This is a genomic window from Bartonella sp. TS82HLJMH (assembly GCF_042193495.1).
GTDB classification, from domain to species: domain Bacteria; phylum Pseudomonadota; class Alphaproteobacteria; order Rhizobiales; family Rhizobiaceae; genus Bartonella; species Bartonella grahamii.
Window position 1 is genome coordinate 176219 of record NZ_JBHILU010000001.1, and the last position, 12811, is coordinate 189029.

Sequence of the window (12811 nt, forward strand, 5' to 3'; positions counted from 1 at the left end):
TTACTCTTCTTTATGAAAACCACTTGACCATTCCCACAACCGAGCCAAATGGTCGTAGTCACCTTCATATCGTTTTGACATGGGGATAGCATGTGAGAGATAGCCTTGTTGTGGATTTTGATAATAAGTTATGAGTGCGATAAGATTTTCCCATGCATTTTCAGCAAGATCAACAGCACTTAGATAAGTTTTTCCGTCTTTTTTCTTTAAAAGAATTGATTGGGATTTAATTTCACCTTTTTTGTTAAGGGGAATGTAAAATAAATTTGAGGGTGTAAAATCTTGAAAATCTGGGAAGCCCCCTTGTATGAGTAAAGCTGTTTCTAAAGCCAATTGCGGAAATAATAATTCACGAACTTGTTTTGATAAAGGAGGCGTTCCGGTTTTGAAATCTAGAATTTCAACCGTTTTATCTGGCAAAACATCAAGACGATCAGCACGTCCTGAAAGGGTTACCCCTGTTGTTCCTATAGGGATTTTTTGTGATACCACTTCCGAATATCGCTCTCGCAGTCCTAAACTTTGTTCCCATTGAATAAAGCGTGGAGCAAGATTTTCAAAACTATTCCACCAAATTACTTCAATATCAGGTGGAAAATTGAATTTATCAAATTCTTTACGTCCAATAGAAAGCAGTACGTTGAGTGCATTTGCATCATTTGGATTTTTCATTTGTGTACAAAAAGCCGCAAGAATAGCGTGATAAAGTGTTCCACGTTCTGAAACGCTAGGATCATGAATAAGTTCTTTAAGTGGTTTGAGCCTTAAGATTTTTTTGGCATAAATAGCATAAGGATCATATCGCAATATTTCTATTTCAGTGACTGAAAAATGGCGCGGGCGTATATTAAGAGGTGGAGAAGGGCAAGGACGTTCCACCTCAGAAGTTATGCTTGTATGATCAAGCATCTTTGCCCAATGGCGTAGTATTTCACCTCGTTCACGGATTTTTTTCCAAACCTGTTTTCCTACAACTGTTTCCATGCGTTGTAGCCAGCGTGATGGAATGGAAGGCGTATGATTAACGCGCAATGCGCGACTCATCACCACTTTATCCATTCCCATTGCCCATTGAAAATCATGCGCGGAAAGACCAATACGCTGCTCTGGTGGTTCCAGAGTTAACATCATTTTCATCGGTCGCGATAAAAAAGCATCATTTCGCGTTGATATCGGCCATGACCCTTCATTAAGACCGCCGATGACCACTGTATCAACTGTTTGCAAACGTGATTCCAAAGTCCCCCAGATGAATAAACGTGGATGTCCTCCAGGCGAAGGTGTGACGGAACGGGTTGCTATTATGGCAGAAAACATAGCGGGCCATTCGCAAAGATGAAATGTTAATCCGGATTGATCACTAACCAATTCACGTAAAAATTTTGATAGGGCTTGTCCCGCTTCATGTTGATAAAGATGTGCAAGAGAATTATCCTCATTGCGACCGAAATTTTCAAAAACCTCAACAGTTGCTATCGCAGCTTCGGTGATGGTGCATTCTTTCTCTTTTTTCATAAGAGATGTTAAAGGTTCAACAGCTTTCCTCAAAAGATGACAAAGAAAACGTGCTTCTTCACATTTCTGCTGATCAAGAGCGTTGATTTCAGAACTATTATGAAAGTATGTTTCAATCCACTTTTCAAGAAATTGATCACATTCGCAAAGATTGATGCGCCCTGTATTCCCTCGAAGAATAAAAAGTTCAAAATTTTCTGCCATTTCGCGTAAACGATGACGGTTTTGTTGGAGTGTTGTCAGTGGATGTTTAAGAAGAGAAAGAAAAGCAATGGGATCATCGGGTTGCAACACATTTTCTAAGATAAGTCGTAAGAGAGTTACAGGCAATGTTTGTGCAAGTGGTATTCCGCCTGAATCATTTGCTTCAATTCCAAATCGCTGTAATTCCACAGCAACACGGCGTGCTAAATTACGGTCATTTGTAATAAGGGCCGCAGTTTTTTGGGGTTCTTCAATAGCTTTGCGTAAGGTAACAGCTATAGCGAGAGCTTCTTCACGTTCATTTATAGCTTCAATAAATGACCAATCTGCACAAAGATTTTCATAATCATTACGGATAATTTGTATCCATTTATCTGTTGTAGAAGCTGGTCGGAGTGCTTCTGATAAAAGAGCCATTCGTCTTTTCTTTGTTATACTTTGTTGGCCAATTTCGCAAACATGATGACGTTGACACTCCATGAGAGTTAGAAGTTTTTTTAAATGATATTGAGGATGGCTAAAAACATTTTCTGCAGGATCAAAAAAATCACAAGCTGTTTTTTCTTTATTGCTTGTGCTTAGTGCATTCCATTGTTCTTCATCCATATGAAGATCAAGGCCAGGAAGAACAACAGCCCCTTTTGGCAGAGAAGCTATAACCTTTAAAAGATGAGAAACTGCGGGCATAGAACCTGACACACCAGCTGCAATAACCGGTTTATCAGGTGGCATACGTCGTAAAGTCTCTGCATGCATTGTGAGTACTTGATTACGCCATTCAGCGGGATTACTTCGTTGTCTTTCTGTCAAAATTTTTGGCCAATTTTGCGTAACAATAGTCAAGAAATCGAGCGTTATTTGCCACCATTCAGCGACCATATCAGATGCAATATTTTTAAGTTTGGACCAGTCTGCTCCTTCTGTTTCAATTTCGTCCATCAAGTGTGCTAAATCTTGCGCAAGCCAAATCGCATCAGCACTATGAGCCGGAATAAGCACATCTTCTGTGCCAAACATGGCACGCAGATGCGCAGGTAAATTTTCACGCCATGGACGAATAAGGCGTGCTAAAAGTAAAAGACGTTCGCTTTCTCCAATAGGCGGATTCAGAGCGCTGGTATGGTTTTCAACAAAAAGGAAACTGTCTTCATCTACATCTCCTAGAGCACGAATGGTTGGCAAGAATGTTGTTTGTGTATTGCTTCTTTCAACAAAGGCTAAACGCAAAGCGCGAGCAGCACGACGTGTTGGAACATAAATAAGGCTATCGGCAAGGGCAGTTTGAATATCTCCACTGGAAGCGAAATTATCAATAAGGCTACCAGATACTAGTGCATCAACAAAGTGAGGCAAAAAAGCAGTTCCCGGAGAAATAGAAAAAACATGCGGTTTATAGGTCATATGATCTCATATTTGGGATAACAAATTTTAGCTTATTGATTATTTGTATTATTTTGACTGTATACAATATTTATACAAGGAAAAACTGAAAAGCTATGTTTATACAGCAGATTTTTTAGTTTAGATTTAAAAAAATATTGAAATAAATTATATGTCTTAGGTCATCGCGAAAAAATATATAAAATTTTTCTAATATTTTTCAACGTAGAATTGGCTACAGTTTATTCTCTAACTCAAATAGGTAATATAAAAATAAATATTAAAGTTTTAAAAGGTTCTAGGGGTACTAATACGCTGTAGCTCTTTGAATATAATAAATAAATTTACCGTATTCTTTATACAGTGCAATCTGAAAATATCCTTTACATACTCCATCACTTTCAGAAAAAAATAATAATATTTCCACATTTCACAGCAAAAACAGATTACTTTGAGGGAGAGAGTTTTGCAAAAGTTTATCGTGCAAGCCTCTATCTTGCTAGGATTACATCCCTTATGCAAAATAGAATGCCCAAAAATATCATTATGTTGCAATTTTATATGTTTGTTTTAAAGGGACATTTTTCATTGTTCTTGATCTTACCTCGTCATGTCATCCCGTAAATAATATAAATGAATAGTATAACGTAAACTTCCGTGAATGGGATGAGATATATCACACACCACCATTATTACATCATAACGCTATAACCACCATCATCATTTTTTACCCTCACCCAATATTTTGAAAGCTCTTGGCTATAGAGAAGATTTATTAGAGGCATTGTATTTATTGCTTCAAGTGTTTTACGCACACATCAATCCTACTTATGACGTGCAAACAAATGATTTTGATTGTTTCAATATAAGAAACTTACAATATTCAGATTTTTGACCCAATATAAAAAACGATAAATTATTACTATAAATCAAATTATTGTAGAAAAGATTTTTCTTTATTTTAAGAGCGTACTTGGTAATCTTTAAAAGCAGAAAATTTTATTTTAGGAGCTCTTTCTGCCTCATAATTCAATGAAAAATGGTTCTCCGCTAAAAAAACTGGATCACCTTCTAAATCATACGCAATAGCAGAGCGGTGATTGCTGAGAAACTTTTGCAACTCATCTTTGCTCTGCGCTGAAATCCAACGGCATAAATTAAAGCGCGCAGACTCAAAATTCACTGGCAAAGAATATTCTATTTTTAATCGTTCTTTTAAAACATCAATTTGCAAAGCACCAATAACACCAATGAGAGAAGGAGACCCATCATCAGGAATAAACAATTGTACAACCCCTTCTTCAGCCATCTGTTGCAAAGCTTCTTTGAGTTTTTTTGCTTTCATTGGATCGCCTAAACAAACACGACGCAAAATCTCTGGTGCAAAATTTGGTACTCCCTTAAAGAGGATATCTTCTCCTTCAGTCAAAGTATCACCTATACGCAATGTTCCATGATTAGGAATCCCTACGATATCACCAGCATAGGCTTGATCTGCAATTTGGCGTGAACGTGCAAAGAAAAATTGTGGAGCCGAAAGTGTCATTGGTTTTCCTGTTCGAACCAACTTTGTCTTCATACCACGTTCAAGTGTTCCCGAACATACCCGAAAAAATGCAATACGATCACGATGATTAGGATCCATATTCGCTTGAATTTTAAAAACAAATCCCGTCATTTTAGGTTCAGTTGCTATGACATTGCGCTGATCTGCACTTTGGTCACGAGGACTTTGACCAAAATCAATAAGCGCATTGATCAAATCACGAACACCAAAATTTCGCAAAGCTGAACCAAAATAAACCGGAGTCATATGACCTTCACGGAAAGCTTGAAGATCAAAATTCTTGCAAACACTTTGAGCGATTTCTACCCCTTCAATAAAAGTTGAACGTTGATATTCAGGAAGTAAATGAACAACCTCTCTGGGATTTGAAACTATCCGCTGTGTTATCTCATCATCTTTTTGACGAAAACGATTATAATGAAGGTCATAGGTACCAACAAAATCTTTACCCGTACCAATTGGCCATGTTATAGGCGCAGTATCAAGAGCAAGCTTTTCTTCAATTTCATCTAAAAGCTCTATAGGATCACGTGCCTCACGATCCATTTTATTGATAAAAGTAACAATAGGAATATCCCGCATCCGACACACTTCAAACAATTTTAATGTTCTAGGCTCAATTCCCCGTGCTGCATCCAACACCATGACAGCACTATCAACAGCTGTGAGGGTGCGATAGGTATCGTCTGCAAAATCCTCATGCCCTGGAGTATCTAGGAGATTAAAAATATGATTTTCATATTCAAACGTCATCACCGAAGTCACAACGGAAATACCACGATCACGCTCAATATTCATCCAATCAGAACGGGTTTGAATACGATCTTTTTTGGCTTTTACTTCTCCTGCAAGTTGAATAGCACCACCAAACAATAAAAGCTTTTCTGTCAATGTTGTTTTCCCAGCATCTGGGTGAGCAATAATTGCAAATGTACGGCGTCGCTTTACTTCCTGCACTCTCTTTTCCATTATTCCTCCGCAGGACGTGCAAGTGTTTCAGCAATCAGTGCACGCATTTCATTAATCCCATAAAGCGCTATAAATGATCCCCATCGTGGACCTCGCTCTTGTCCCAGAAGCACTTCATACAACATTTGAAAAAAAACATTGGAAATACCAGGCCCACCTTCAGGGCTTTTTTTGCTATGATCTTGATAGCGTTCCGTTAACCGTGCAACGTCAAGAAGCATATTTTGTAGCATGTTGCCATCAACAGTTTCAGGTAAATTAGCTAATTTTTCATCAATTTGTGCTAATGTTGCTCGTTCGCTATCATCAGGGAGCCTGAATTTTTTGTTTGGTTTAACAAAAACATCAAAATATTTAATAGCAAACTTCACCAATTGATCAAGTTCTGGATAAGTTTGTGCATTTGCTCCTTTAGCGTAACGAGAAATAAAACCCCAAAGAACTTCTGCATTCTCCGCATTTGAAGCACTTACCAAATTTAAAAGCATCGCAAAGGAAACAGGCAAATCAACTTGCGGAGGGCAACCATTATGAATATGCCATACAGGGTTATTCAGCCGCTCTTTCCATTCTTGGCGACCATAGGCTGAAAGATGCGCATAATATTCATCCACAGCTTTTGGAATAACATCAAAATAAAGCCTTTTTGCCGTTTTAGGCTTTGAAAACATATAAAGCCCTAAACTCTCTGTTGGGGCATAAGTAAGCCATTCATCAATGGTTAAGCCATTTCCCTTGGATTTGGAAATTTTCTGCCCTTTCTCATCTAAAAAGAGCTCATAGTTGAATCCTTCTGGGGACTTCCCACCTAATACTTTACAAATTTTAGAAGAAAGATTTGTGGAATCGATAAGGTCCTTTCCTGCCATTTCATAATCAATGCCAAGCGCTGTCCAACGCATTGCCCAATCCACTTTCCACTGACACTTAACCTTGCCCCCCGTAACCTCTGTTTCTATGGTTTCTCCTGTTTCTGGTTCGATATAAGTAACTGTACCTTTTTCAACATTACGCTCAATCATCGGTACCTGTAATACTTTTCCAGAAAAGGGAGAAATTGGTAAAAAGAGCGAATAGGTCGCTTGCCGTTCAGCACCCAATGTTGGTAAAATAATTGCCATAACCTTGTCATAACAGGCAAGGATTTTCAAAAGTGTTTCATCAAAACGACCAGAATTGTAATAATCCGTAGCACTTGCAAATTCATAATCAAAACCAAAACGATCAAGGAAAGCCCGTAGCCGCGCATTATTTGCTGCCCCAAAAGAAGGATAGTCATCTCCAAAAGGGTCGGGTACACGGCTCAACGGTTGACCAAGATAATGTTCCATCCTCTCGCGATCAGGCACATTCTCAGGAACCTTGCGCAAACCGTCCATATCATCAGAAAAACAAAGCAATTTTGTTTTTACTTTATTCTCCGTAAGAATATGAAATGCATGACGCACCATGGTTGTACGTGCAACTTCCCCAAAAGTACCAATATGCGGTAAACCAGAAGGTCCATAACCTGTTTCAAATATCACACTGTCTGGATAACCCGTCTTTTCATACCGTTTGATAATCTTACGTGCTTCTTCAAATGGCCAAGTTCTCGATTGAGAAGCCGCATCTTTTAATTCAGGCGTAAGGTTAAGGGTATCACACTGATCACGCATTATTATTTATCCTAAAAATTACACTCTTTCAAAATAGGGTGTATGGTTCTTGAATTTATTCGTCAATAATAGCAAGCAAAAAGATGAAAATTTCTTTATACTCTTAAGTCACAATACAAAAACCGCCCTCGCTATAAACATATTTTGTTCTGATAAAAATCAAAAACATTCAATATTATAAAGAAAAATTGACTTGTTTTGATTATCGGAGCCTTCATTGCTATTATTATCATGAATTTTGCTTATTATACTGATTTAGTACAAAAGCGAAGCCTCTAACATTGAATGAAAGGACTGCAAAAACCAACAGATAAAAATGCTTAATTTAGGCATTCCATACAAAAGCACTCCCCCCTACTTTACACTTGTCACCGTAATTTTCTATTTCTTTATTTTGTCACCTTGATGACGCATTGCTAATGTACGCAAACGTAAAGCATTTAATTTAATAAAACCAGTTGCATCTCTTTGATCATAAGTACCTTGATCATCCTCGAAAGTTACCAACTCACTCGAATAAAGTGATTTTTTACTTTGGCGCCCTTCAACAATAACGTTTCCTTTATAGAGTTTTAACGTGACTTCACCTTCAACATGTTCTTGAGATAAATCAATAGCTGCCTGCAGCATCTTACGTTCCGGTGAAAACCAAAATCCATAATAAATGAGTTCTGCATAACGTGGCATCAATTCATCTTTCAAATGAGCTGCACCACGATCTAGCGTTAAAGATTCTATAGCTCTGTGAGCTGTTAAAAGAATGGTTCCCCCTGGTGTTTCATAAATACCCCGCGATTTCATACCCACAAAGCGATTTTCTACTAAATCTAACCGACCAATACCATTATCGCGCCCATAATGATTTAATTCTGCAAGTAAAGTTGCAGGAGATAAATTTTTTCCATTGATTGACACAGCATCACCTTTTTTAAAGCCAAGGGTGATTCTAGTTGCTTGATCTGGGGCATCTTCCACCGAAAGAGTACGCATATGGACATATTCAGGAGCAGGAAGTGCTGGATCTTCTAAAATCTTTCCTTCTGATGAAGAATGCAATAAATTTGCATCCACTGAAAAAGGTGCTTCGCCTTGCTTATCCTTTTCTACAGGAATTTGATGTGTACGAGCAAATTCAAACAGATCTGTCCGACTCTTAAAATCCCAATCACGCCATGGAGCAATAATCTTTATATCAGGGTTAAGAGCATAAGCGGAAAGCTCAAAGCGTACCTGATCATTGCCTTTGCCCGTTGCCCCATGAGCAATTGCATCTGCTCCTGTTTCCTTAGCAATTTCAACAAGGCGTTTTGAAATAAGTGGGCGTGCAATTGATGTTCCTAAAAGATAAGTTCCCTCATAAACGGTATTGGCTCGAAACATTGGAAAAACAAAATCACGCACAAATTCTTCGCGCAAATCTTCAATATAGATTTCTTTAACACCTAACATTTCAGCTTTACGACGAGCAAATTCTAGCTCTTCCCCCTGCCCAAAATCCGCTGTAAAAGTTACAACTTCAACGCCTAACGTATTTTGCAACCATTTGAGAATAATTGACGTATCCAATCCCCCTGAATAAGCCAAAACAACTTTTCTAATATTTTGCCACTTCTTCATGTCAAAGTTCTATATGAGCTGCTATTTTATTTCTACCTAGAAATCAAAACAATGCAACAAATATAAAAATAAATTCTCTTTAAGCAACATTAAAAAGACGCAAAAAACGTAAATAAAAACGCTTTAGAGTGTAAATAATGAATACTGCTTAAAAATAAAAGGAGATTTACGTGTCATTTCTACCGGAGTGGTCTATTGTTGTACAATTTGCTTTAGCATCGTTGATTTTAGCACTTATTCCAGGACCTGATATGATGCTTTCTGTAGGACGAACCATTACACAAAGCAAAAAAGCTGGAATTATGTGCGCCTTGGGTAGTGCAACAGGATTTGCCATTCAGGTTACCGCTGTAGCACTTGGCTTATCAGCGCTTATTTTTGCTGCGCCACACACTTTTATTCTTCTAAAAATTGTTGGCGCCTTTTATCTTTTATGGTTTTCCTTTCAAATGTTACGGAGAAATCCGACATTTTCCTTTGAACCAACATCTTCTAAATCTCAAAGCGCTAAACGTAACTATCTTGCTGGTATTGGAATCAATCTTTTAAATCCTAAAGTTATACTCTTTAACGCAACATTCTTACCACAATTTATCAATGCGGATGATCCTATGGCAACACAAAAGCTACTCTTTTTAGGACTCTCCTATATTCCTATTTCTTTTCCCATCACAATTTCTATCGTTTTTACAGCACATAAACTTACCAAAATTCTCAAGAAAAATCCTCTTTATATTCGCTTTCTTGACTGGCTTATTGCTGGTACTTTTACCAGCTTTGCCCTCCATCTCCTTATAGTTACAAAAATTGATTTATAAATGTAATTTATCGTTTTTAATTTAAATGAGAACCAAAATATTGTAGGATTCTCTCATTTCAAACCTGTTTATTTTGAATCAAACAATATCTTTCCCTTGTACGTTATAAGCGAATCGGGAGTTTTCGTGTGTGAAGCGAAATCTTTTTAAAGAACGTAATAAACAAAAGAGTGAGGCAATATACAATCTCCACTTTTTAAAAGATATTACCGTAGATGCTTTTAAAAGTCATAAAATAGAATTAAAAGGTATGATAATAATATGGAAATTAGTTAAGACCCTTAAGACTTCATATTGCCTCTAAATGAGGTTTCCTCCTCATTTTAGAGATTACGCAAACAGACTGCTATATACAATATTTCCCCCCATTGAGCATATAAAAGCTGAAACTGTTCGTCTAGCACTGATCCATCTTAATCTCTGTCTCACACATGCTATTATATGCTGATTTACTGAAAAAAAGCATAGGCTTTAATATCGCAAAAAGTTGCATTAACTAATGACCAATAGAATTTTCAAGTCGCAAACGTTCAGATTTCCGTAAACGCTCTGAAGCTGATTTAAGTTGTCCACATGCCGCTAAAATATCGCGTCCACGTGGTATCCGAATAGGAGAAGCATAGCCCGCTTGATTAACGACATCAGCAAAACGCTCGATTTGCTCCCAATCAGAACACTGATAATTGCTCCCTGGCCACGGATTAAAAGGGATTAAATTGATCTTAGCAGGAATCCCTTTCAATAACTTAATCAATCGCTTAGCATCATCTAAACTATCATTGATATCTTTCAGCATAACATATTCAAAAGTGATTCGTTTTGCATTAGAAAGACCAGGATAATTACGGCAAGCCTCCATTAGTAAGGCAAGCGGATATTTTTTATTAATGGGAACAAGCATATCCCTTAATGTATCGTGTACTGCGTGGAGTGAAATCGCCAACATAACACCAATTTCTTCTCCGGTTCGGATAATTCCAGGAACAACCCCACTGGTTGAAAGCGTAATCCGACGTTTTGATAAAGAAAGCCCATCGCCATCAGAAGCAATCAATAAAGCTTTTTTAACAGCTTCAAAATTATAAAGAGGTTCTCCCATCCCCATCATAACAATATTGGTAATTTTGCGACCTTCAATGGGAACTATTGCCCCATCAGGGGTATTTTTATCAGGAAAATCACCCAAACAATCACGTGCAACCAATAATTGTGCCAAAATTTCTTCCGCGGTCAGATTGCGAACAAGCATCTGCGTTCCCGTATGGCAAAAAGAGCAAGTTAACGTACACCCTACTTGCGATGAAAGACATAAAGTACCACGTCCTTCTTCAGGGATATAAACCGTTTCAATTTCAACAGGCCTTCCAGCTCCACGTGCAGGAAAACGTAAGAGCCATTTACGCGTACCATCTTTTGATATTTGTTCTCCAACAATTTCTGGGCGCGCAATGGAGAAATGACACTTAAGTGTTTCTTGCATTGCTTTAGAAATATTCAGCATCTCATCAAAATTTGAAACACCACGCACATAAAGCCAATGCCAAAGCTGACGCACACGCATACGCGTTTGATGCTCTGGTACACCAACTGTCTTTAAAGCTTGCACCATCTCATCTTGCGACAAACCAATTAAAGAGAGCTTAGAACTCTCCTTCACGACCACATTATCTGTTTCTCGCGCAAAACATGAACCAATTGGTCTAAGGTCATAGGAAATGGCCATTGCTTTCCAATTCACATCACTATTTTAGAAATTATCAAAACCTTAATGGCACTTTTGAGCTGCATTTAATGCAGCAGTGACCCCTTTTAAGGAATAAGTATAAGTGGTATGCGTTCCTCGTTTTGATATCGCTTTCACTGTCATATTGCTTCCTGCACGCATAGCAGAAACAAGCTGCTTTTCTAGCTCTGATGAAGCCAACCAAGCTGAGGAATCTTTCGTGAAAAAATCAAAGTCCTTACCTCCAATGGTCACTGTCACTCTCGACCCTTCTTGAAGGGTATAACCAGCCATAAACTGCGGTTCAAACGAAATAGGTGAATGAGAACGCTTGGTAACCAAGAAAAAGTTATCACCATGATTAACTGTCGTTGGAAGAGCCTTCAAAGGTACCGATAACACATAGCAAATCGTATTTTTGGGCGATTTATAAGAATAGGCTCCCCACGCTTCAAATTGATTTAAACGGCTTGGCGTTTGTGCATATGCAACTCCCGCTGTAACAAGAACCATTACAGATACAGCAATAACAGTCTTTTCAAACATCTTCATTTAGCTCACTTCTTTAGTCTCTAACAAGATTTTCTTCATTGGAAAAATTCAACAAAAACTCCTCGATATTCATGTGTTATTGTCTTAATTCCTTCAATAAGCGAAATATTTTCACACTAACCAGAATAGATTTCTACGTTTCATTGTGACCTTTTAATCGTTACAAAAACATAAACCTCTTATTCAATAACCACATTAAAAAATAACATCTTCATTTTACGCTACTCATTTCGTTTTTGTATAAAAAACGATTTCTTTAAGCTATAGAACTTCAAAACGAGATGAAAATATACCATCACTCTGTTAAGAAATAAACCATACTCTTTATATCACAAGCAATCTGATGCAAAATTTTGAAAATACACCCCGTACTCCCCGCAAAAAAGCTTAACCGCCTTACGAATATCACTTCTCGGCTTTATGCATTCAATACATTTATGTTCGCAAAATACTCCATCTTTCACCTATTATAGTGAATTCATACTTCGTATTCAATATCGTCCCGACAACACTTTTTCTCAATCTTTAAATATCTTGTAAAAATAATAAAACATAAAGAGTTTAGATTCTATCTCAATAATCACTTACAACTTTGTTTCTTTTGATCTTATTTCCCCATATATTTCATCTCCAATTATTAATTTCTAAAATGATTTTAGTAGCTTATTATAGATTAATCATATTATTTTAATGTATTAGATGATATTTTTCTTTCTGTTATAAAAAACTTCTTAAGAATTCTTTTGGAAAGTTTCCTTATCTTATTTCTAAGTAATTTATAAACAAAAATATAAAACCTTTTTCTACA

The 12811-nt window shown here is 37.3% G+C and carries 7 protein-coding genes; 1 reads left to right on the forward strand and 6 read right to left on the reverse strand.

The annotated features are described in order from the left end of the window. The 4 genes from addB to ACFIKO_RS00635 form a co-directional block, all read right to left on the reverse strand. Complete coding sequence (addB, locus tag ACFIKO_RS00620; RefSeq protein ID WP_375619208.1) at window positions 1-3120, reverse strand: double-strand break repair protein AddB; 3120 nt, start codon at window positions 3118-3120, stop codon at window positions 1-3. Window positions 3121-4060: 940 nt separating this feature from the next. Further along, window positions 4061-5635: a peptide chain release factor 3 gene (locus ACFIKO_RS00625; protein ID WP_375673056.1), complete on the reverse strand. Its 1575-nt coding sequence runs from the start codon at window positions 5633-5635 to the stop codon at window positions 4061-4063. Next, a complete protein-coding gene (locus ACFIKO_RS00630; protein ID WP_375619305.1) occupies window positions 5635-7296 on the reverse strand; it encodes a lysine--tRNA ligase in 1662 nt (553 codons plus the stop codon). The genes ACFIKO_RS00625 and ACFIKO_RS00630 overlap by 1 nt, the downstream gene beginning before the upstream one ends. A gap of 378 nt (window positions 7297-7674) precedes the next feature. After that, the gene (locus ACFIKO_RS00635) at window positions 7675-8910 is read right to left on the reverse strand and encodes an argininosuccinate synthase (RefSeq protein WP_375673057.1); all 1236 of its coding nucleotides are present in this window, start codon (window positions 8908-8910) and stop codon (window positions 7675-7677) included. Between the two features lie 170 nt (window positions 8911-9080). On the opposite strand from ACFIKO_RS00635, the gene ACFIKO_RS00640 reads away from it, so the two are divergent. Further along, window positions 9081-9728 carry a LysE family translocator gene (locus ACFIKO_RS00640; protein WP_375619205.1) on the forward strand — a complete coding sequence of 216 codons (648 nt, stop codon included), beginning with the start codon at window positions 9081-9083 and terminating at the stop codon, window positions 9726-9728. Between the two features lie 496 nt (window positions 9729-10224). Here ACFIKO_RS00640 and rlmN read toward each other — a convergent pair whose 3' ends face one another. After that, complete coding sequence (gene rlmN, locus ACFIKO_RS00645) at window positions 10225-11451, reverse strand: 23S rRNA (adenine(2503)-C(2))-methyltransferase RlmN (RefSeq protein WP_375619204.1); 1227 nt, start codon at window positions 11449-11451, stop codon at window positions 10225-10227. 42 nt (window positions 11452-11493) lie between these two features. Then, complete coding sequence (locus tag ACFIKO_RS00650; protein ID WP_375619304.1) at window positions 11494-11997, reverse strand: invasion associated locus B family protein; 504 nt, start codon at window positions 11995-11997, stop codon at window positions 11494-11496. Window positions 11998-12811: the final 814 nt, after the last annotated feature.